This window comes from Kitasatospora xanthocidica, assembly GCF_014656195.1.
Taxonomy (GTDB): domain Bacteria; phylum Actinomycetota; class Actinomycetes; order Streptomycetales; family Streptomycetaceae; genus Kitasatospora; species Kitasatospora xanthocidica.
The window spans coordinates 457,945-479,088 of the sequence record NZ_BNBY01000001.1; the positions used below are offsets into that span (position 1 = coordinate 457,945).

Annotated in this window: 18 protein-coding genes and 3 tRNA genes; 15 read left to right on the plus strand and 6 right to left on the minus strand. The window is 71.1% G+C overall.

Annotated elements, in window-relative coordinates:
* Positions 1-72 precede the first annotated feature (72 nt).
* From IE332_RS01985 to rpmH, 5 genes are all read right to left on the minus strand, one after another.
* Entirely contained in the window at positions 73-603 is a 531-nt protein-coding gene (locus IE332_RS01985) for a Jag family protein (RefSeq protein ID WP_189913273.1), read from the minus strand.
* A gap of 90 nt (positions 604-693) precedes the next feature.
* Positions 694-1,845, minus strand: coding sequence for a membrane protein insertase YidC (yidC, locus tag IE332_RS01990; protein ID WP_189913274.1), 1,152 nt, complete (start codon positions 1,843-1,845; stop codon positions 694-696).
* Positions 1,846-1,848: 3 nt separating this feature from the next.
* The gene (gene yidD / locus IE332_RS01995) at positions 1,849-2,163 is read right to left on the minus strand and encodes a membrane protein insertion efficiency factor YidD (RefSeq protein ID WP_189913275.1); all 315 of its coding nucleotides are present in this window, start codon (positions 2,161-2,163) and stop codon (positions 1,849-1,851) included.
* Complete coding sequence (gene rnpA / locus IE332_RS02000; RefSeq protein ID WP_189913276.1) at positions 2,160-2,588, minus strand: ribonuclease P protein component; 429 nt, start codon at positions 2,586-2,588, stop codon at positions 2,160-2,162. The genes yidD and rnpA overlap by 4 nt, the downstream gene beginning before the upstream one ends.
* Positions 2,589-2,607: 19 nt before the next feature.
* Complete coding sequence (gene rpmH / locus IE332_RS02005) at positions 2,608-2,745, minus strand: 50S ribosomal protein L34 (protein ID WP_148643823.1); 138 nt, start codon at positions 2,743-2,745, stop codon at positions 2,608-2,610.
* A 355-nt stretch (positions 2,746-3,100) separates the two neighbouring features.
* On the opposite strand from rpmH, the gene dnaA reads away from it, so the two are divergent.
* From dnaA to IE332_RS02070, 14 genes are all read left to right on the plus strand, one after another.
* On the plus strand, positions 3,101-4,975 hold the full coding sequence (dnaA, locus tag IE332_RS02010; RefSeq protein WP_189913277.1) for a chromosomal replication initiator protein DnaA: 1,875 nt from the start codon (positions 3,101-3,103) through the stop codon (positions 4,973-4,975).
* 953 nt (positions 4,976-5,928) lie between these two features.
* Entirely contained in the window at positions 5,929-7,059 is a 1,131-nt protein-coding gene (dnaN, locus tag IE332_RS02015) for a DNA polymerase III subunit beta (protein WP_189913278.1), read from the plus strand.
* 194 nt (positions 7,060-7,253) lie between these two features.
* The gene (gene gnd, locus IE332_RS02020; RefSeq protein WP_189913279.1) at positions 7,254-8,129 is read left to right on the plus strand and encodes a phosphogluconate dehydrogenase (NAD(+)-dependent, decarboxylating); all 876 of its coding nucleotides are present in this window, start codon (positions 7,254-7,256) and stop codon (positions 8,127-8,129) included.
* Between the two features lie 91 nt (positions 8,130-8,220).
* On the plus strand, positions 8,221-9,354 hold the full coding sequence (recF, locus tag IE332_RS02025; RefSeq protein WP_189913280.1) for a DNA replication/repair protein RecF: 1,134 nt from the start codon (positions 8,221-8,223) through the stop codon (positions 9,352-9,354).
* Positions 9,355-9,502: 148 nt separating this feature from the next.
* Positions 9,503-10,045: a DciA family protein gene (locus tag IE332_RS02030; protein WP_189913281.1), complete on the plus strand. Its 543-nt coding sequence runs from the start codon at positions 9,503-9,505 to the stop codon at positions 10,043-10,045.
* Positions 10,046-10,313: 268 nt separating this feature from the next.
* Positions 10,314-12,335: a DNA topoisomerase (ATP-hydrolyzing) subunit B gene (gene gyrB / locus IE332_RS02035; RefSeq protein ID WP_189913282.1), complete on the plus strand. Its 2,022-nt coding sequence runs from the start codon at positions 10,314-10,316 to the stop codon at positions 12,333-12,335.
* A 131-nt stretch (positions 12,336-12,466) separates the two neighbouring features.
* A complete protein-coding gene (gyrA, locus tag IE332_RS02040) occupies positions 12,467-15,004 on the plus strand; it encodes a DNA gyrase subunit A (protein WP_189913545.1) in 2,538 nt (845 codons plus the stop codon).
* Positions 15,005-15,155: 151 nt separating this feature from the next.
* The gene (locus tag IE332_RS02045; RefSeq protein ID WP_229928223.1) at positions 15,156-15,899 is read left to right on the plus strand and encodes a DUF3566 domain-containing protein; all 744 of its coding nucleotides are present in this window, start codon (positions 15,156-15,158) and stop codon (positions 15,897-15,899) included.
* A 262-nt stretch (positions 15,900-16,161) separates the two neighbouring features.
* A complete protein-coding gene (locus IE332_RS02050) occupies positions 16,162-17,556 on the plus strand; it encodes an SAM-dependent methyltransferase (RefSeq protein ID WP_189913283.1) in 1,395 nt (464 codons plus the stop codon).
* Positions 17,557-17,572: 16 nt separating this feature from the next.
* A tRNA-Ile gene (locus IE332_RS02055) sits at positions 17,573-17,649 on the plus strand.
* Positions 17,650-17,734: 85 nt separating this feature from the next.
* Positions 17,735-17,808 (plus strand) — tRNA-Ile (locus IE332_RS02060).
* 123 nt (positions 17,809-17,931) lie between these two features.
* Positions 17,932-18,264, plus strand: a complete 333-nt coding sequence (locus IE332_RS02065) for a DUF6191 domain-containing protein (protein WP_189913284.1) — start codon at positions 17,932-17,934, stop codon at positions 18,262-18,264.
* 256 nt (positions 18,265-18,520) lie between these two features.
* The gene (locus IE332_RS40545; protein WP_014137031.1) at positions 18,521-18,649 is read left to right on the plus strand and encodes a DLW-39 family protein; all 129 of its coding nucleotides are present in this window, start codon (positions 18,521-18,523) and stop codon (positions 18,647-18,649) included.
* 168 nt (positions 18,650-18,817) lie between these two features.
* Positions 18,818-18,890, plus strand: a tRNA-Ala gene (locus tag IE332_RS02070).
* Positions 18,891-18,981: 91 nt separating this feature from the next.
* Here IE332_RS02070 and IE332_RS02075 read toward each other — a convergent pair.
* Positions 18,982-19,686: a DUF5324 family protein gene (locus IE332_RS02075; RefSeq protein ID WP_189913285.1), complete on the minus strand. Its 705-nt coding sequence runs from the start codon at positions 19,684-19,686 to the stop codon at positions 18,982-18,984.
* Between the two features lie 226 nt (positions 19,687-19,912).
* On the opposite strand from IE332_RS02075, the gene IE332_RS02080 reads away from it, so the two are divergent.
* Complete coding sequence (locus IE332_RS02080) at positions 19,913-20,806, plus strand: rhomboid family intramembrane serine protease (protein WP_189913286.1); 894 nt, start codon at positions 19,913-19,915, stop codon at positions 20,804-20,806.
* Positions 20,807-21,144 lie beyond the last annotated feature (338 nt).

A 21,144-nucleotide genomic window follows, 5' to 3' on the forward strand; every position in this document is an offset into this window, starting at 1 on the left:
ACGAGGCGGACGGGGTCGCGTCCGGTGAAGCTCTCCGGCCGCCAGGGCGGCCGGTCATCGACCTGCCGGGCCTCAGGCCGGCAGCACGACCACGCACCGCTGGGGCTCTTCGCCCTCGGACTCGCTGCGCAGGCCCGCCGCGGCGACCGCGTCGTGGACGACCTTGCGCTCGAAGGGCGTCATCGGCCGCAGCTTGACCTGCTCACCGTTGCTCTTCGCCTGCTCGGCCGCCTCGGCGCCGAGCGTGGCCAGCTCGGTGCGCTTGCGGGCCCGGAAGCCGGCAATGTCCAGCATGAGGCGGCTGCGCTCGCCGGTCTCCCGGTGGACAGCCAACCGGGTCAGCTCCTGCAGGGCCTCCAGCACCTCGCCGTCCTGGCCGACCAGGCGCTGCAGCGCGCGGTCGTTGCCGTCGCTGACGATGGAGACCAGGGCGCGGTCGCCCTCGACGTCCATGTCGATGTCACCGTCGAGGTCCGCGATGTCGAGCAGACCCTCCAGGTAGTCCGCCGCGATGTCGCCCTCCTGCTCCAGGCGGGAGACGAGGTTCTCGTCGGCGCTGGCGGCGGCCTCGGCCTCGACGGCGGAGGTGGTGCCTTCCGTCACTGATGGACTCCTTCGGAGTTGGGCCCGTCGGACGGGCCGGGAACGAAGCTCTTCGGGGCTGCCGAAACGAGCCGGGGCCGGTGGGGAGGACTACTTCCTCTTCGGCCGCTGGCCGCCGCCGCGCTTGGGCTGCTGACGGGTGCCCTGCCTGGTGCCGCCGGGCTTGGCCGCGGTCTGCTTGGCCGTCGGCTTGGTGCCCGAGTCCGCCGGAACGGCGTCCTCGACGGACTGCTCGGACTGCTCGGTGGCCTCGCCGGCCTCGGCCGTCTGCGCGCCGCCCTGCTGACGCTGGGCCTTGGTCTGCCGACGCGGCTGCTGGCGGTTCGCCCGCACCGACTCCTCGACCACGGCGGCGGCGGAGGCCGCCTCGGCGAGGGCCGACTTGCTCGGGGGCAGCATGCCCCAGAGCGCGCCCTTGATCTCCGTACCGTCCGGACGCAGCCGGCCGGCCTTCTTCAGCCGCTCCTGGCGCTGCTGGAAGGCGTGGCTGCCCGGGGTCGGGTTGTTGTGGATGACGATCAGCTGCTGGCCCATGGTCCAGACGTTGGTGGTCAGCCAGTAGACCAGGACACCGACCGGGAAGTTGATGCCCATCACGGCGAACATGACCGGGAAGACGTACATCAGCATCTTCTGCTGCTGCATGAACGGCGTCTTGACCGTGAGGTCGACGTTCTTCGTCATCAGCTGGCGCTGGGTGATGAACTGCGACAGCGACATCATGATGATCATCACCGCGGTGACGATCTGGACGTTCAGGCTGTCGGAGCCGACGAACTTGGCCGACAGCGGCGCACCGAAGATGTGCGCCTGCTTGGCGCTCTCCAGCAGGCCCTGGTCGATGACGCCGATCTTCTTGTTGTTGGCGACCGAGGCCAGAACGCCGTAGAGGGCGGTGAAGAACGGCGCCTGCACGAGGATGGGAAGGCAGCTGGAGAACGGGTTGGTACCCGCATCCTTGTACAGCTTCATCATCTCTTCGGACTGGCGCTGCCGGTCGTTCTTGTAGCGCTCCTGGATGGCCTTCATCTTCGGCTGGATCGCCTGCATGGCCCGGGTCGCCTTGATCTGCTTCACGAAGAGCGGGATCAGGCAGATCCGGATGACGACCACCATCGAGGCGATGGACAGACCCCAGGCCCAGCCACCGTTCGGGTCGAAGACGTGGCTGTACAGCGAGTGGAACTGGACGATGATCCAGGACACCGCTGTGTAGAGGGGACTCAGAAAACCGAAGGTCACCGGTCAGACTCCTTGGGCATCGGGCTTCGCCACCGGCTCCGGCTCGGCGGTCCCGCTCTTGGGGCTCAGCAGATCACGCAGCCGGCGGTGCCACACCGGATGCTTTCTCGGCGGGACGTGATCGACCCCGCCGGGCGTCCATGGGTTGCAGCGCAGGATGCGCCACACGGTCAGCCCGCCGCCCTTGACCGCCCCGTGCACCTTGACGGCCTCGAAGCCGTAGTGCGAGCAGGAGGGGTAGTAACGGCAGACCGGACCGAGCAGTGGGCTGATCGTCCACTGGTAGACCCTGATCAGACCCATCAGCAGGTACTTCATCGCCCTGCTCCCGTCGGCGCCGTCGCGGCGGGCTCAGCCTTCAGCAGCCGCTTCAGCGCCGCGTCCAGGTCACGTTCGAGGTCCTGGTACGAGGCGGACGCGGCCTGGGGCAGCGCACGCACCACTATCAGGCTACCGGCGGGCAGCCTGGACAGACGATCACGGATGAGATGGCGCAACCGGCGCTTCACGAGGTTGCGGACGACCGCCGGGCCGACGGCCTTGCTCACGACGAAACCCGCACGCGCCGAAGGAGTCCCCTCGGCGACGTGCGGGCGGAAGTCGCTGGTCCGGTCGGCCTGCCCCTGCGGGTCACCGTCTCTGCTGAGATGGACGACCAGGAGGGGCCGGCCGGCCCGACGACCGCGTTTCACCGCGGTCGCGAAGTCCTCGCGCCGCCGCAGCCGGTTTTCGGAGGGCAGCACAGCAGACTCTTGGCGCGGATCAGGCGGAGATGGCGCTGCGGCCCTTGCCACGGCGGGCGGCCAGGATGGCGCGGCCGGCGCGGGTACGCATACGCAGCCGGAAGCCGTGGGTCTTCGCGCGGCGACGGTTGTTCGGCTGGAAGGTGCGCTTGCTCACTCGGGGGCTCCTGAGGTGAATCGTAGGATGACGAGAAGTCGCTTGGCCGTCACCGTGCGTCCGCGTGATCTCCCTTGGAATCGGAAATCCGGCTCATCGCCCCAGTTCGGCTGGGGTCTGAGGCAATCCACGGCGCCCGTGCTGCGCGCCTTATGGAGCGGGTGGACCCGCGGACATGCGGCAGCGGCCATCGACAACTCGACCTGGTTACGGTACGCGGGACGGGGCTCGAGGGTCAAACCAGCCCTCCGGGACCCGCTTTACCCACAGCCTGTGGACAACGACTTGATCCCGCTCTGTTCGCTGACTACCGTTGCAGAACTTGTCTGGGTTTGTTCTTGGAAAGCGTGCACCAGTGGCTGATGTCAACAGCGACCTCGTCCCGGTCTGGGCCAGGGTCGTCGAGCGGCTGGTCAGCGACCCCGATGTCGCGGAGATGGACAAGCAGTGGGTGCAGCGCACCCAGCCGATGTGGATGATGCACGACACCGCCCTGCTGGCGGCCCCGAACGAGCGGGCCAAGCAGGTACTGGAGGGCCGGCTGCTGCCGCAGCTGACCGAGGCCCTCAGCCGTGAGCTCAGCCGCCCGGTCCGGATCGCCGTGATGGTCGACGCCAACGCCGTGCCGACCACCCCCGCGCCCGCCCCCCAGCCCCCCGCCGAGCCGTACCCCGGCCCGTCCGAGGACACCGACGGCTACGGCGACCAGGGCTACCAGCGCCCGTACGAGCACGGCCCGCAGTACGAGCAGGGCCAGCCGTACGAGAAGGCGCAGCCCTACGAGCAGGGCCAGCCGTACGAGCAGGACTACGAGCGCCCCCGCTACGACACCGGCGGCTACGAGCAGCGCCCGGGGCCGTACGGCGCCCCCTCCGGCGGCCCGCAGGGCTGGCAGGGCTACCAGGAGCAGCCCCCCGCCCACTACGAGCCCGAGGAGCCCGCTCCCCGCCAGGCGCCGCGGCCCCTGCCCGGCCCGCCCGCGACCACCCAGGGCGACCTCTTCGGCGGCGCCTACGGCCCCGGCCCGAACGAGCAGCCCCGCGGTGCCGCGGGCCGCCGCGCCACCGGTGCCCGCCCCACCGGCGGACGTCCGGCGGAGAAGGCCGCCCCGGAGCGGTCCGGCGAGCGCCCCCCCGTCCCCGGTGTGCCCGCCCCGCCCGGCGCTCCCCCGGCCGGCGGCTCCCGCAAGGACGAGCCGGCCGCCCGGCTGAACCCCAAGTACCTCTTCGACACCTTCGTCATCGGCGCGAGCAACCGCTTCGCGCACGCGGCGGCGGTGGCGGTCGCCGAGGCCCCGGCCAAGGCGTACAACCCGCTCTTCATCTACGGCGAGTCCGGGCTGGGCAAGACCCACCTGCTGCACGCCATCGGGCACTACTCGCGCAGCCTCTTCCCGGGGACCCGGGTGCGCTACGTGTCCTCGGAGGAGTTCACCAACGAGTTCATCAACTCGATCCGGGACGGCAAGGCGGACACCTTCCGCCGCCGCTACCGGGACATGGACATCCTGCTCGTGGACGACGTCCAGTTCCTGGCGAGCAAGGAGTCCACGCAGGAGGAGTTCTTCCACACCTTCAACACCCTGCACAACGCGAACAAGCAGATCGTGCTCTCCTCGGACCGGCCGCCCAAGCTGCTGACCACGCTGGAGGACCGGCTGCGCAACCGCTTCGAGTGGGGCCTGATCACCGACGTCACCCCGCCGGAGCTGGAGACCCGGATCGCGATCCTCCGCAAGAAGGCGATCCAGGAGCAACTGAACGCTCCCGCCGACGTGTTGGAGTTCATCGCGTCCCGGATCACCCGCAACATCCGGGAGTTGGAGGGGGCGCTGATCCGGGTCACCGCCTTCGCCAACCTCAACCGGGCGCCGGTGGACCTGGAGCTGGCCGGGATCGTCCTCAAGGACCTGATCCCGGGCGGGGACGAGGACGCCGGCCCGGAGATCACCGCGCAGGTCATCATGCAGCAGACCGCCGCGTACTTCGGTCTGGGCGTGGACGACCTCTGCGGATCCTCGCGCAGCCGGGTGCTGGTGACGGCCCGCCAGATCGCGATGTACCTGTGCCGGGAGCTCACCGACCTGTCGCTGCCGAAGATCGGCGCGCAGTTCGGCGGCCGCGACCACACCACGGTGATGCACGCGGACCGCAAGATCCGCTCGCTGATGGCCGAGCGCCGCTCGATCTACAACCAGGTCACCGAACTGACCAACCGCATCAAGAGCTAGCCACCGCCGCGCACGCGGCCCGGAGGGCGTCAGGAGCGATCCTGACGCCCTTTTCGCGTGTCCGGACGCATCAGCGGGCATCCACAGGTGTGCGCCGCCCGCCGGCTGGGCAGAGATGTGGTCGACGGACGGTTCGCCAGTCCACAGCCCGCGCCGAACAACTGACCGGTGATTCGAAAACCCGGGGCGCGCAGGGCAGTTGTCCACAGGGCGGGTGCCTTCCCCGCCGTCCACAGGCCGGTGGCTCCGGAGTTATCCAGAATTCTTCCACAGGCCCGTCACCGCTACGCTCTTCCGCGCAGGTCAGGTGCCTGTGGACTTGTGCACAACGGTTATCCACAGGGTGTGGACAATTGACGGCCCGCCAGTGGGCCATCCGGGTTATCCACCGGTTGTCCCCAGGGCAGGGGCGGTTATCCCCAGGTTGTCCACAACCGCGTCCACAGTTCGACAACCGTGAGCTGGCGTTCATACCCTGGTGTGAAAGGCGTCACGAAAAGTTGACCGGGCCCCGTGGATAACCGCACCCGGATCTGGGGACAGGCCTGGGGATAACCTGTGGATACCGAGCGTGCCCTGTGGGTAACGCTCAGCTGTCCACAGCGGGGCCTGCTCGTCCACAGCCGCCGTCCACACCCACTGTGGACAAAATCCGGGCCTTGACCTGCGGAAACGGGGTTATCCACGGTTTCCACAGGCCCTACTACTACCACTACACATTTAGACCGTGGACTTGCTTTCAAAGTGGGTGGGCCCCGAATCTGTGGACAACGCGACCCCGACACCTGTTCGGGTTGCTTCCGCCCGTCTGCCCCGTCTGTCGGCGGAGTACGTCAGACTGTCCTTGCGACTGGAAGCGGAGCGAGCAGAGCTCCGACGGACAGCGGACCGACGATCAAGATCAGACGAACCAGAGTGCGAGCGGGAGCGCTCGATCCAGGAGGCGGTTACCGGTGAAGTTCCGGGTGGAGCGTGACGTCCTCGCGGAGGCGGTGGCCTGGGCTGCCCGCAGCCTCCCGGCACGGCCTCCGGTGCCGGTGCTGGCAGGCCTGCTGCTGACCGCGCAGGAGGGCAGCCTGGCGCTGTCCGGCTTCGACTACGAGGTCTCGGCCCGGGTCGAGCTGGAGGCGGACGTCGAGGAGGCCGGCACCGTGCTGGTCTCCGGTCGACTGCTCAACGACATCTCCCGCAACCTCCCCAACAGGCCTGTGGAGATCTCCACCGACGGCCAGCGGGTCAGCGTGGTCTGCGGCAGCTCCCGGTTCACCCTCCCCACCCTCCCGGTGGACGAGTACCCGGCCCTGCCCCAGATGCCGACCGCCACCGGCACCGTCTCCGGTGACGTCTTCGCCTCCGCGGTCAGCCAGGCCGCCGTCGCCGCGGGCCGGGACGACACCCTCCCGGTGCTCACCGGTGTCCGGGTCGAGATCGAGGGCGACCGGATCACCCTGGCCGCCACCGACCGCTACCGCTTCGCCGTCCGCGACCTGCTGTGGAAGCCCGAGCAGTCGGACATCTCCGCAGTCGCCCTGGTCCCGGCCAAGACGCTGCAGGACATCGCCAAGTCCCTGGGCAGCGGCGACACCGTCTCCATCGCGCTCTCCTCGGGCGGCGCGGGCGAGGGCCTGATCGGCTTCGAGGGCGCCGGCCGCCGGACCACCACCCGGCTGCTGGAGGGCGAGTTCCCCAAGTTCCGCAGCCTGTTCCCGACCGAGTTCAACGCGGTCGCCGCGATCCAGACGCAGCCCTTCCTGGAGGCGCTCAAGCGCGTCTCGCTGGTCGCCGAGCGCAACACGCCGGTCCGCCTGAACTTCGAGGAGGGCGTGCTGACGCTGGAGGCCGGATCGGGCGACGACGCCCAGGCCACCGAGCGGATCGACGCCTCCCTGGAGGGCGACGCCATCTCCATCGCCTTCAACCCGGGCTACCTGGAGGAGGGCCTCAAGGCCATCGACTCCGCCTACGCCCAGCTCAGCTTCACCACCCCGACCAAGCCCGCGCTGCTCAGCGGCAAGGTCTCGGTGGACGCCGAGGAGGACAAGGCCTACCAGTACCTGATCATGCCGGTCCGCCTCTCCGGCTGATCCCCGGGAGCGGCTCCGGCCGCCCCCGCTCCGCGTGACCGTCCACAGGCTGTGCACACCCGCTGTGCACAGCCTGTGGACGTCTCCCCCGGTCGGCCGGACCGCAAGCGGGCGCGGGCGGTCCAGCGCGTAGGCTCAGGGAGTGCGGCAACGGCGCCGCCGGCAGGCACGTCACCACAGGTAAGGACTTGGTCATGGAGCTCGGCCTCATCGGTCTCGGCAAGATGGGCGGCAACATGCGCGAGCGGATCCGCCGCGCCGGCCACACCGTCATCGGCTACGACCGCAATCCGGACATCTCCGACGTCGAGAGCCTGCAGGAGCTCGTCAACAAGCTGCAGGGCCCGCGCGTGGTCTGGGTGATGGTCCCGGCCGGCGCGGCCACCCAGGCGACCGTCGACGAGCTCGCCGAGCTGCTCTCCCCCGGCGACGTGGTGGTGGACGGCGGCAACTCCCGCTGGACCGACGACGTCAAGCACGCCGAGGCGCTGGCCGCCAAGGGCATCGGCTTCGTGGACTGCGGCGTCTCCGGCGGCGTCTGGGGCCTGGAGAACGGCTACGCGCTGATGTACGGCGGCGACGCCGAGCACGTCGCCCTGGTCCAGCCGGTCTTCGACGCGCTCAAGCCCGAGGGCGACTTCGGCTCGGTGCACGCGGGCGCGGTGGGCGCCGGCCACTTCGCCAAGATGGTCCACAACGGCATCGAGTACGCGATGATGCAGGCCTTCGCCGAGGGCTGGGAGCTGCTGGAGGCCGCCCCCGAGGTCACCGACGTGCGCGAGGTCTTCCGCAGCTGGCAGGAGGGCACGGTCATCCGCTCCTGGCTGCTCGACCTGGCCGTCCGCGCCCTGGACGACGACGAGCACCTGGCCAAGCTGCGCGGCTGGGCCGCCGACTCCGGCGAGGGCCGCTGGACCGTCGAGGCCGCGATCGACCACGCCGTGCCGCTGCCGGCGATCACCGCCTCGCTGTTCGCCCGCTTCGCCTCCCGCCAGGAGGACTCGCCGCAGATGAAGATGATCGCCGCGCTGCGCAACCAGTTCGGCGGCCACGCGGTCGAGTCGAAGTAATCCCCTCCGGGGCGCAATCCCCACCCCGGGTCCGGGGCGCAATCCCCTCCGGACCCGGTTCATCCACAGAAGGCGGGCGCAGTCCACAGCCATGCACGTCGCGCATCTGTCGCTCGCCGACTTCCGGTCGTACGCCCGGGCCGAGGTTCCCCTCGACCCGGGCGTGACGGCCTTCGTGGGGCCCAACGGCCAGGGCAAGACCAACCTGGTCGAGGCGATCGGCTACGTCGCCACCCTGGGCAGTCACCGGGTCGCCACCGACGCGCCGCTGATCCGGCTGGGCGCCGAGCGGGCGGTGGTCCGCACCTCGGTGGTGGACCGCGGCCGCTCCACCCTGATCGAGCTGGAGCTCACTCCGGGCAAGGCCAACCGGGCCCGGATCAACCGCTCCGACAACGTCCGCCCGCGCGATGTGCTGGGCCTGCTGCGCACCGTGCTGTTCGCCCCCGAGGACCTCAGCCTGGTCAAGGGGGACCCGGGTGAGCGACGCCGCTTCCTGGACGAGCTGCTGACCGCCCGAGCCCCCCGGCTGGCCGGTGTGCGGCAGGACTACGAGCGGGTGCTCAAGCAGCGCAACGCCCTGCTGAAGACCGCCGCGATGGCCCGCCGGGCCGGCGGCGGCAAGGGCGCGGACCTGTCCACCCTGGAGGTCTGGGACGGCCATCTGGCGCGGGCCGGCGCGGAGTTGACGGCCTTCCGGATCCAGCTGGTGGCCGCCCTGCAGCCGCTGGTGACCGCCGCGTACGGGCAGCTGGCCCCCGGCGGCGGTGAGACCCTCCTGGAGTACCGCAGCTCCTTCGAGGGGGAGCTGCCGACCAGCCGCGAGCAGGCCGAGGAGCAGCTGCTGCAGGCCCTGCAGGCGGTCCGCAAGCAGGAGGTCGACCGCGGCCTCACCCTGGTCGGCCCGCACCGCGACGAGCTGGTGCTCAAGCTCGGCCCGCTGCCCGCCAAGGGCTACGCCAGCCACGGCGAGTCCTGGTCGTTCGCGCTGGCGCTGCGGCTGGCCTCGTACGAGCTGCTGCGCGCCGACGGCGGTGAGCCGGTGCTGATCCTGGACGACGTGTTCGCCGAGCTGGACGCCGCCCGCCGGGACCGGCTGGCCGAGCTGGTGGCCGACGGCGAGCAGGTGCTGGTCACCGCGGCGGTCGCCGAGGACGTGCCGAAGGCGCTGGCCGGCGCCCGGTTCGCGGTGGCCGACGGTGCCGTGCGCCGCGTGGACGCCTGACCCGCGCAGCCGTTCTCCGCCGGCTGTCCCCTGCCACCCCTCACCCCCACCGCCGCGGGTCGCGGCGGCCGTGCGCTCCCGTAGGCTGGACGGCTCGGCGGGCGTGCGACCGCGACCGTTGTCCACAGGCTGGGGAAAGGAGATCGCCGTGAGCGAGCCGGCGGAGAACCCTCCCGGCGGGCCCGGCGCCCCCGAGCCGACCGGCGCCGATCTCGCCCGCTCGGCACTGCGGGCGGCCCGGGCCCAGGCCAAGCAGCGCGGCGAGCAGGTCCGGGAGAAGCGCGAGGCGAAGCGGCACGGTCTGCGCAGCGGCGCCCGTTCGGACGGCCGCGACCCGGTGCCGCTGGGCGCCGCGCTGAACCGGCTGCTGACCGAGCGCGGCTGGGAGTCCTCGGCCGCGGTCGGCGGGGTGATGGGCCGCTGGCCGCAGATCGTCGGTCCGGACATCGCCGCGCACTGCCACCCCTCCTCCTACGACGAGGCGGCCGCGGTGCTCACCGTGCAGTGCGACTCCACCGCCTGGGCCACCCAACTGCGCTGGCTGGCACGACAGTTGGTGGCCCGTCTGAACCACGAGCTGGGCCACGGCACGGTCAGGACCATCAAGGTGCTGGGCCCCGCGGCGCCCGCCCGCGGCTACGGCCGGCTGCGCGCGCCCGGGAGCAAGGGGCCGGGAGACACCTGGGGCTGATCGAGCCACCGGCCCCTCGCCGGCGGCATGGATCGGATCCGGATCTTCCGGAACCCCTGACAGCCCTCCCAGGCGCTCTGGGGCCCCCGGGCGAGTATCGGGACACGTGCCGAGGGGATTCAGGGCGGCGTATCTGCCTTCAAGGGCTGCCAAACGCCCATCTCTGTCAGTCGTACCGGTAGACTGAGAGCCAAACACTGTTGCCAGTGGCAACCGAGTCGAAACGCCGTGGTCGCACGCTCGCCCGTACGGGGCGGGAATGCGGCCCGTGCTGTGCCAGAGAGGGCGCTTCGTGGCCGATTCCGGCAACCCCAGCCAGACCCCAGACCAGTCCGACCAGGACGAGAAGTCCTACAACGCCAGTAACATCCAGGTGCTGGAGGGCCTCGACGCCGTCCGCAAGCGTCCCGGCATGTACATCGGCTCGACCGGTGAGCGTGGCCTGCACCACTTGGTGCAGGAGGTCGTGGACAACTCCGTCGACGAGGCGATGGCCGGGCACGCGGACACCATCGACGTCACGCTGCTGCCGGACGGCGGCGTGCGGGTGGTCGACAACGGCCGCGGCATCCCGGTCGGCATCGTCCCCGGGCAGGAGAAGCCGGCCGTCGAGGTCGTGCTCACCGTGCTGCACGCGGGCGGCAAGTTCGGCGGCGGCGGGTACGCGGTTTCCGGCGGTCTGCACGGCGTCGGCGTCTCGGTGGTGAACGCGCTCTCCACCCGGCTCGCGGTCGAGATCCACACCGAGGGCCACCGCTGGACCCAGGACTACAAGATGGGCGCGCCGACGGCGTCGCTGGTCAAGAACGAGACCACCGACCGGACCGGCACCAGCGTCACGTTCTGGGCCGACGGCGACATCTTCGAGACCACCGTCTACTCCTTCGAGACGCTCTCCCGGCGCTTCCAGGAGATGGCCTTCCTCAACAAGGGCCTGTCGATCTCGCTGACCGACGAGCGCCCGGAGCACGTGGACGAGGACGGCAAGCCGCTCTCCGTCACGTACAAGTACGACGGCGGCATCGCCGACTTCGTCGCCCACCTCAACTCCCGCAAGGGCGAGGTCATCCACCCCTCGGTGATCGACTTCGAGGCGGAGGACAAGGACAAGGCGATCTCGGTGGAGATCGCGATGCAGTGGAACTCCTCCTACACCGAGGGGGTCTACAGCTTCGCCAACACCATCCACACCCACGGCGGCGGCACCCACGAGGAGGGCTTCCGCGCCGCGCTGACCGGCCTGGTCAACCGCTACGCGCGGGACAAGAAGCTGCTCCGCGAGAAGGACGACAACCTCTCCGGCGAGGACATCCGCGAGGGCCTGACCGCGATCATCTCGGTCAAGCTCGGCGAGCCGCAGTTCGAGGGCCAGACCAAGGACAAGCTCGGCAACACCGAGGCGAAGACCTTCGTCCAGCGGGTCGTCCACGAGCAGCTGAACGACTGGCTGGACCGCAACCCCAACGAGGCCGCGGACATCATCCGCAAGTCCATCCAGGCCGCCACCGCGCGCGTCGCCGCCCGCAAGGCCCGCGACCTGACGCGCCGCAAGGGCCTGCTGGAGTCCGCCTCGCTGCCGGGCAAGCTCTCGGACTGCCAGTCCAAGGACCCGTCCGAGTGCGAGATCTTCATCGTCGAGGGTGACTCCGCCGGCGGCTCGGCCAAGCAGGGCCGCGACCCGCGCACCCAGGCCATCCTGCCGATCCGCGGCAAGATCCTGAACGTGGAGAAGGCCCGGATCGACAAGGTGCTGCAGAACACCGAGGTCCAGGCGCTGATCTCGGCCTTCGGCTGCGGCATCCAGGAGGACTACGACGAGTCCAAGCTCCGCTATCACAAGATCGTCCTGATGGCGGACGCCGACGTCGACGGACAGCACATCCGCACCCTGCTGCTCACCCTGCTGTTCCGCTTCATGCGGCCGCTGGTCGAGTCCGGGTACGTCTACCTCGCCATGCCCCCGCTGTACAAGATCAAGTGGGGCAAGGACGACTTCGAGTACGCCTACTCCGACCGCGAGCGCGACGCGCTGATCGCGGCCGGGGTCGAGGCCGGGCGCCGGCTCCCCAAGGACGACGCGATCCAGCGCTTCAAGGGTCTTGGCGAGATGAACGCCGAGGAGCTCCGGGTCACCACCATGGACGCCGAGCACCGGCTGCTGCTCCAGGTCACGCTGGAGGACGCCGCCCGCGCCGACGAGCTGTTCTCCGTGCTGATGGGCGAGGACGTCGAGGCCCGCCGCTCCTTCATCCAGCGCAACGCCAAGGACGTCCGCTTCCTGGACGTGTGAGGCCTCCACCCCAGGCCCCGCACGTACCAGTCCGCGTGAAAGGAAACTGACCACCAGTGGTCGACGACAACCGTCCCGAAGGCGACCAGCCCGAGACTCCCGAGGCCGCCGAGGCCACCGCCCAGGCGACCATGCGGATCGAGCCGGTCGAGCTCGAGACCGAGATGCAGCGCTCGTACCTCGACTACGCGATGAGCGTGATCGTCAGCCGCGCGCTGCCCGAGGTCCGCGACGGCCTCAAGCCGGTGCACCGCCGCGTGCTCTACGCGATGTACGACGGCGGGTACCGGCCCGAGAAGGGCTACTACAAGTGCGCCCGCGTCGTCGGCGACGTGATGGGCAACTACCACCCGCACGGTGACACCTCGATCTACGACACCGTGGTCCGCCTGGCCCAGCCGTGGTCGCTGCGGATGCCGCTGGTGGACGGCAACGGCAACTTCGGCTCCCCGGGCAACGACCCGGCCGCGGCCATGCGCTACACCGAGTGCAAGATGATGCCGCTGGCCATGGAGATGATGCGCGACATCGACGAGGACACCGTCGACTTCGCCGCCAACTACGACGGCCGCTCGCAGGAGCCGACCGTCCTGCCGGCGCGCATCCCCAACCTGCTGGTCAACGGTGCCACCGGCATCGCGGTCGGCATGGCCACCAACATCCCGCCGCACAACCTCCGCGAGGTCGCCTCCGGCGCGCTCTGGGCGCTGGAGCACCCGGAGGCCTCCAACGAGGAGCTGCTGGAGGCCCTGATCGAGCGGATCAAGGGCCCCGACTTCCCCACCGGCGCGCTGATCGTCGGCCACCGCGGCATCAACGACTACTACCGCACCGGCCGCGGCTCGGTCACCATGCGGGCCGTGGTCGAGGTCGAGGAGATCCAGGGCCGCCAGTGCCTGGTGATCACCGAGCTGCCGTACCAGGTCAACCCGGACAACCTCGCGCTGAAGATCGCCGACCTGGTCAAGGACGGCCGGGTCGCCGGCATCGCGGACGTCCGCGACGAGTCCTCGTCCCGCACCGGCACCCGCCTGGTGGTCGTGCTCAAGCGCGACGCGGTCGCCAAGGTCGTGCTGAACAACCTGTACAAGCACACCGAGCTGCAGACCAACTTCGGCGCCAACATGCTGGCCCTGGTCGACGGCGTGCCGCGCACGCTGTCGCTCGACGCCTTCATCCGGCACTGGGTCAACCACCAGGTCGAGGTCATCGTCCGGCGCACCACCTTCCGTCTGCGCAAGGCGGAGGAGCGCGCCCACATCCTGCGCGCCCTGCTCAAGGCCCTGGACCTGATCGACGAGGTCATCGCGCTGATCCGGGCCTCGGCCAGCGCCGACGCCGCCCGCACCGGCCTGATGGGCCTGCTCGACATCGACGAGCTCCAGGCCAACGCCATCCTGGAGATGCAGCTGCGCCGCCTGGCCGCCCTGGAGCGCCAGCGGATCATGGACGAGCACGACGAGCTGCAGCGCAAGATCGACGAGTACAACGCGATCCTGGCCTCGCCGACCCGCCAGCGGGAGATCATCTCCGAGGAGCTCACCGCGATCGTCGAGAAGTACGGCGACGAGCGGCGCTCCACCCTCATCCCGTCCGACGGCGACCTCTCCATCGAGGACCTCATCGCCGAGGAGGACATCGTCGTCACGATCACCCGTGGCGGCTACGTCAAGCGGACCCGCTCCGACCTCTACCGCTCGCAGAAGCGCGGCGGCAAGGGCGTGCGCGGTGCCCAGCTGAAGCAGGACGACATCGTCGACCACTTCTTCGTGACGACGACCCACAACTGGATCCTGTTCTTCACCAACAAGGGCCGGGTCTACCGTGCCAAGGGCTACGAGCTGCCGGACGCCGGGCGCGACGCCCGCGGCCAGCACGTCGCCAACCTGCTGGCCTTCCAGCCGGAGGAGCACATCGCCCAGGTGATGGCCGTCCGGACGTACGAGGACAAGCCGTACCTGGTCCTCGCCACCCGGGCCGGCCTGGTGAAGAAGTCCCCGCTGAAGGACTACGACTCCCCGCGCTCCGGCGGCCTGATCGCGATCAACCTGCGCCAGGACGAGGAGGGCCGGGACGACGAACTGATCGGCGCCGAGCTGGTCTCCTCCGAGGACGACCTGCTGCTGGTCTCCAAGAAGGCCCAGTCGATCCGCTTCACCGCGACCGACGACGCCCTGCGGCCCACCGGCCGCGCCACCTCCGGCGTCAAGGGCATGGCCTTCCGCGAGGACGACGAACTGCTCTCGATGAACGTCGTCCGTCCGGACACCTACGTCTTCACCGCCACGGACGGCGGCTACGCCAAGCGGACCGGTGTGGACGAGTACCGTGTCCAGGGACGCGGCGGCTACGGCACCAAGGCGGCGAAGATCGTCGAGGGCCGGGGCTCGCTCGTCGGCGCGCTCGTGGTCGACGAGAGCGACGAGATCATGGCGATCACCCTCTCGGGTGGGGTGATCCGCACGAGGGTTTCCGAGGTTCGTGAAACCGGACGTGACACCATGGGCGTCCAACTGATCAACCTCGGAAAGCGCGACGCGGTCGTGGGCATGGCCCGCAACGCGGAGGCCGAGGACGAGGAGACGGCGGAGGACGAGTTCGCCGGCACCGAGTCCACCGAGACGACCGAGGGTGCGGAGACGGCGGTCGGCGGAGACGTCGAGGCCTGAACCGAACCGCAGACCGGTGCCGCCGCGTCCACAGGGTTGGACGCGGTGGCTCCGGCCGCCGGCCAGTTCCGGGCAATCCCGCCGGGCGCTGGATGACGAGTGACGAAGCAGGGCGGCGACGCCGCCCTGGTGGGAAGTGCGGGAGGACCAGGTGAGTGGAGCCACGGGTGCTGCGGGAGGGACCTCCGGCGGCCGTCCGGGCGCGCAGGGCGGGGGTTCGTACGGGGTGCCGCAGCCGCCGACCGAGCACTCGACCGCGTCCACCTCGCTGATGCCGCCGGTCGGCGCCGCGGGTCAGAGCGGTGCGACGTACGGCGGCGGCCAGACGCCCCCGCCACCGGGCTCGCCCGCGCCCGGCTCGGGAGGCTTCTCCCAGCCGACCACGTACGCCAAGGGGCAGCCGACCCCGGCCCGGGGCACCCGGACCTCCGGCAACACCCCGCCGGGCGGCACCCCCGTCCCGGGCGCGGCCCGGCGCCCCGCCGCGGCGCCCGCGGCGGCGGCCGCCGGGCCCGGCCTCGGCCGGACCCGCAAGGCCCGGCTGCGGGTGACCAAGGTCGACCCGTGGTCCGTGATGAAGGTCAGCTTCCTGCTGTCGCTGGCCGTCGGCATCATCCTGATCGTGGCCTCGGCCGTGCTGTGGATGACGCTGGACTCGCTCGGCGTCTTCGACTCCCTGAGCAAGACCCTCAAGGACGTCACCGGCTCCGACAGCAACGGCGGCGTCAACCTGATGGACTACGTCGGCTTCGGCAAGGTGATGACCTTCACCACGCTGATCGCCGTGGTCGACGTCGTCCTGCTGACCGCGCTGTCCACCCTCTCCGCGTTCATCTACAACGCGGCGGCCGGCTTCACCGGCGGCGTCGAGCTGACCCTGGCCGAGGAGGACTGATCCCGGCCGGATCCTGACCCTCGCTCAGCTTTCCGTCCACGGACGGAATGTACGGGCCCCACCGGCTGTTGCAGCCGGTGGGGCCCGTCGGCATTTCGGGTGACAGCCGGCACCCCGCGGCGTGCCGTCCGGAAGCCGGTCGGCCGCGGTGGGATTAGCTGGATGGCGCCCGTTCCGCGCCTGGGAGTGCCGCAGGCCCGCCCCCCCGGTCCGCCCGACCGGGCAGGTGAGGTTCAGCAGGACGACTGGACGGAGGCGCGCGGTGGCGAAGCTCGCAGGTCAACTGGTCGAGGCCCTGGAAGGGCTGCTGGAGGTCCCGGTACCGCTGCGGGTACAGGCCTGGGACGGCAGCGTCGCCGGCCCGCCGGGGGCGCCCACCCTCGTCCTGCGCAACCGCCGGGCGCTGCGCCGCCTGCTCTGGCAGCCGGGCGAGCTGGGCCTGGCCCGGGCCTACGTCGCGGGGGACCTGGAGATCTCCCCCGGCGGCGACCTCTACGAGGTGCTCTCGGCCGTCGGCCGGTTCGCCGAGCTGCCGGAGATCCGCACGCTCCGCCTCGGGCCGCGCGAGGCCCTCGGTGCCAAGGGCCGCCGGGCCCTCGCCACCGTCCTGCGCGCCGGCGCGCTCGGCCCCGAGCCGGCCCCGCCCCGGGAGGAGGTCCGCAAGCCCGGCGGGCGGCTGCACAGCCGCGGCCGGGACCGCGCGGCCATCAGCCACCACTACGACGTCGGGAACGACTTCTACGGCCTCGTGCTGGGCTCCTCGATGGTCTACTCGTGCGCCTACTGGACTCCGGAGGCGAAGAGCCTGGAGGCCGCCCAGGTGGCCAAGCTCGACCTGATCTGCCGCAAGCTCGGCCTGCGGCCCGGGATGCGGCTGCTGGACGTCGGCTGCGGCTGGGGCTCGCTGCTGCTGCACGCCGTCCGGCACTACGGCGTCACCGCGGTCGGCGTCTCCATCTCCGCGGAGCAGGTCGCGCTGGCCCGCGCGCGGGTCGAGGAGGCCGGCCTGGCCGACCGGATCGAGGTCCGACTGCAGGACTACCGGGAGATCGTCGACGGACCGTTCGACGCCGTCTCCAGCGTCGGGATGGCCGAACACGTCGGCTCCGAGCAGTACCGGGTCTACGCCGAGGGCCTGTACCGGCTGCTGGTGCCCGGCGGCCGGCTGCTCAACCACCAGATCGCCCGCCGCCCCGACCACCCCGGCGAGCCGTACCGCAGCAGCCCCTTCATCGACCGCTACGTCTTCCCCGACGGCGAGCTCTCCCCGGTCGGCTCCACCGTGGCCCGGCTGGAGGAGGCCGGCTTCGAGGTCCGGGACGTCGAGTCGCTGCGCGAGCACTACGGGCTGACCCTGCGGGAGTGGGTGGCCAACCTGGAGGCGCACTGGACGGAGGCGGTCCGGCTGGTCGGCCGCGGCCGGGCCCGGGTCTGGCGGCTGTACATGGCGGCCTCCGCGCTCGCCTTCGAGCAGAACCGGATCGGGGTCAACCAGGTCCTCGCCGTCCGCAGCACCGAGGAGGGCGCGGCGGGCCTCCCGGCGACCCGCGGGGAGTGGTTGCTGGACCGCGCCGCCGGCACGCCGCGGCCGGTCGCCGGGGTGCCCGCCGCGTCCCCGGCCGATCCGGATTTGGGAGATCGGCCGTCGGTCCGCTAATCTTTCAGTGCGGCAAGGGCCTATAGCTCAGACGGTTAGAGCGCTTCCCTGATAAGGAAGAGGCCACAGGTTCAAGTCCTGTTAGGCCCACCACCGCGAAGGCCCCGGAGTGATCCACTCCGGGGCCTTCGACGTTTTCGCGGATCGGCCGGATTCGGGTACGCTCTCTGTTCGGCGAGGGCCTATAGCTCAGACGGTTAGAGCGCTTCCCTGATAAGGAAGAGGCCACAGGTTCAAGTCCTGTTAGGCCCACCTCCCCGAAGGGCCCGGAGTGATCCACTCCGGGCCCTTCGGCGTTCCCGCCCGCCGGACCGGGAACCGGGGGCCCGGCCCGGCGGTTCTCCGGGACGGACCGTGTGGAGGGTTGGTGGCGACATGACGGTGTTCTGGGCGATGAGCATCCCGGGGCTGGTCTGTGCCCTGGTGCTGGTGGCGGCGGTGGACCAGCTGCTGCTGCGGGCGGGCCGGGCGCGCTGGGTGCCGTGGCGGGGCACGGGCCGGGAGGGGCAGATCTCGGCCACCGGATTCGAGCAGCTGCACGCCCAGTTCGCGCCGGGCAAACAGCACGAGCTGGACGAACGCGGCAGCACCCTGATGCTGCGCGACGAGGAGGGCGAGGGCGCGCCGCCCCGCAGCACGGTGGACCTGGCGAGCGGTACGGCGGTGGTGGTGCTGCCCCGGTCGGAGGGCCCGGCGGGCCGGGTCTGACCGGGGAATCCCGGGCCGGTCGTGCGCGGGCGGAGCACCCGGGAGGAGGTGCTGCGTCAATCCTGGGCCCGGACCGCCGGGTTGGCCGCACCGGTGGCTGGTCACGATTGGGATACCGGTGTGTATCATCGGCCGCAAGGGCAGTCTGGCACCCGGCCGCCCTTCGCGCTCGAAACACAACTGGACTCGTCGGCCCGGTCAGTCCGGCCGGATCCGGCTCTTGAGTCCACCAACGCAAGAAGGACGAGGTCCCGCGGTGAAGAAGCTTCTCCTGGTCGCCCTGGTCGCCCTCGGCGGCTTCTTTGTCTACCGTCAGGTCCAGGCGGACCGCGCCGAGCAGGACCTGTGGACCGAGGCCACCGACCCGGTCCCGGCCGGTCGCTGAACCCGGGCGATCTGACGATCGACGGTCTTCGGAGGCGCCGACCCGCGCCTCCCGGACCGGCCGGCCCGGTCGACCGACCGGACCGGCCGGTTCCCCACAGGGGACGGCGCTGGGAAACTCGCCGGAACCCGGTACGCTAGTGCCCGTCGGCACGCGCGATGCCGTCGAGGGGCATTAGCTCAGTTGGTAGAGCGCTGCCTTTGCAAGGCAGATGTCAGGAGTTCGAGTCTCCTATGCTCCACAGTTCACAGCAGTCACCGATCGGCCGCTGACCAGGGATCTGGTCGGCGGCCGATCGGCGTTCCCGGGCCCGTTCCGCGGCTTTCGAGCGGTCAGTCCGCCGCGGGGCCCCCGTCGTCGGCGGGCTCGGCGGCCTCTGCGTCGGGGCCGGCGCCGTTCATCGGGGCGGTGGCGGCGTGCGCGCCCGCCGGGCGGCGCTCCTGCGGGGCCGGCGGCTCGACCAGCCACTCCGGGTTGCTGTGCCGGCGCCACCACTGCCAGGCCACGACGCCGCCGCCGATCGCCAGCAGGCCGGCCACGGCGAGGCCGGCGGCCAGCCTGTCGCACCGCTCCTTCCTGGCGTTCCGGGCGGCCAGCGCGCTGATCTCGGCGGAGCTGACGTGGCCCTGCAGCGCGGTCAGCGCGGCGGCGCCCCGGGACTGGGCCTCCTGGGCGACCGGGGTGACCGCGGCGCGGGCCTCGTCGACCGCCTGCGCGACCCTGGGGCCGACGGTGGCGCGGGCCTGGTCCGCCGCCCGGGTCGCGGAGAGGCGGGCCGCCAGAGCGGCCTCCTGGGCCCGGTGGAGGGCCTTCAGGGCGTTCTGCTGGGCCTCCGGCGGCAGGCTGGCGAAGGCCTGGCCGAACTGTGGGGCGAGATGCTTGTCGTACTGGACGCGGAGGTTGTGGGCGGCCTGGGTGGCCATCGGCCCTAGGGCGTCCAAGGTGGGCCCGAGGCGGTGCTTGGCGCCGTCCGCGAACTGTGCGGCGGTGTCCCGGGTCCTGGTGGCCGTCTCGCGGGCCGAGTCCGAAAAACTCACGAGTCTCTCCTCCTGGGTGGCGTCCTTTATGCACATATCCACCTGAATGCTGATCATGCATGGTGATTTGTCCGGCGGCACGCTGGGGTGGGCCGTACGCGGGCCCCTGCCGGGCGGGGGCACGGAAACGGCCGGCCGGGCGGGATGCGGGGGATCGGGCCGGGGGCCGGGGGTGCGGCAGTAGGCTGGCTGTTTCGGAGGTCGTGTACCGGAAGGGGATCCGCTGATGCTCCCGGACGAGCCGCGGTCGTCGGCCGATCGGTCCCCGGAGGGCGGGCCGCCCGGCTGCTACCGGCATCCCGGGACGCCCGCCGGGATCTCCTGCACCCGCTGCGAACGGCCGATCTGCCCGGAGTGCATGGTGCCCGCGTCGGTGGGCTTCCACTGCCCGGAGTGCGTCGGCGCCGGGCACGCCGGGGCCAGGCGGGCGACCACCCGGTTCGGCGGGGTGCCGGCCGCCGACGGCGGACTGGTCACCAGGGTGCTGGTCGGCGTCAACGTGGTGGTCTGGCTGCTGGCCGCCTATGTGCTCACCCCGCGCCTGGACCAGGTCTGGGAGCTGCTCAGCGTCGGACGGGACCGCGATGGCGGCCCGGGGGGCGTCGCCGACGGCCCGGACCAGTGGTACCGGCTGCTGACCGCCACCTTCCTGCACGATCAGTGGTGGCACATCGGGCTGAACATGCTGGTGCTGCTCGTGCTCGGCCCGCCGCTGGAGGAGGCCCTCGGCCGGCTCCGCTTCCTGGCCCTCTACCTGGTCGCCGGCCTGGGCGGCAGCACCTTCGCCTTCCTGGTGGCCGGGGACTGGTTGAGGTCGGTCGGGGCGTCCGGGGCGATCTTCGGGCTGATCGGCGCCACGATCGTGATGCAACTGCGGAACCGGGGTGCGCTGGCTCCGGTGATGGCGTTCCTGGTCTTCAACCTGATCGTCACCTTCTCCCGCGAGGGCATCGACTGGCGGGCGCACCTCGGCGGTCTGGCGTTGGGCGCCCTGACCGCGGCCGGCCTGATGTACGCGCCGCGCGAGCGCCGCGGACTGGTCCAAGGGCTGGCGGTGGCGGGGGCGTTGGCCGTGGAGGCGGCGATGCTGTTGGTCGGGATGTCCCTCTACGGCTCCTGAGGTCCCCGGGCCGCGGGGCCCGGGGACCCGGACGTTTGTCCACAGCGGGTGCGGGGTTGTGCACAGGCTGTGCGGCACCCGGGTTGTGGACTGCTGTTCTACGCGTGTCCTGCTGTGCGGTTCTTCCGTTCCCCGGGGCTTGTGCACAGCTGTGGACGGCGCCGGCCGGGAAAGTTATCCACAGGTTGGGGAGACTTTTCCCCAGTGTGGATAACCATGTGGATAAGCCCGACAGTCTGATGATGGGGATGGCGGGCGGGGGCAACCGACCGGCTTCCCGCCCAGCTCCGGACACGCCTGACCGCCGCCCCGGGTCGAGCTGTCCGGAGCGGCGGGAA

What these genes read in the sequence shown, in the direction of transcription:
- yidD (WP_189913275.1), bottom strand. Translation starts at nt 2,163, where the DNA reads ATGAAGTACCTGCTGATGGGTCTGATCAGGGTCTACCAGTGGACGATC.
- gnd (WP_189913279.1), top strand. Translation starts at nt 7,254, where the DNA reads ATGGAGCTCGGCCTCATCGGTCTCGGCAAGATGGGCGGCAACATGCGC.
- recF (WP_189913280.1), top strand. Translation starts at nt 8,221, where the DNA reads ATGCACGTCGCGCATCTGTCGCTCGCCGACTTCCGGTCGTACGCCCGG.
- gyrA (WP_189913545.1), top strand. Translation starts at nt 12,467, where the DNA reads ATGCGGATCGAGCCGGTCGAGCTCGAGACCGAGATGCAGCGCTCGTAC.
- IE332_RS02065 (WP_189913284.1), top strand. Translation starts at nt 17,932, where the DNA reads ATGACGGTGTTCTGGGCGATGAGCATCCCGGGGCTGGTCTGTGCCCTG.
- IE332_RS02080 (WP_189913286.1), top strand. Translation starts at nt 19,913, where the DNA reads ATGCTCCCGGACGAGCCGCGGTCGTCGGCCGATCGGTCCCCGGAGGGC.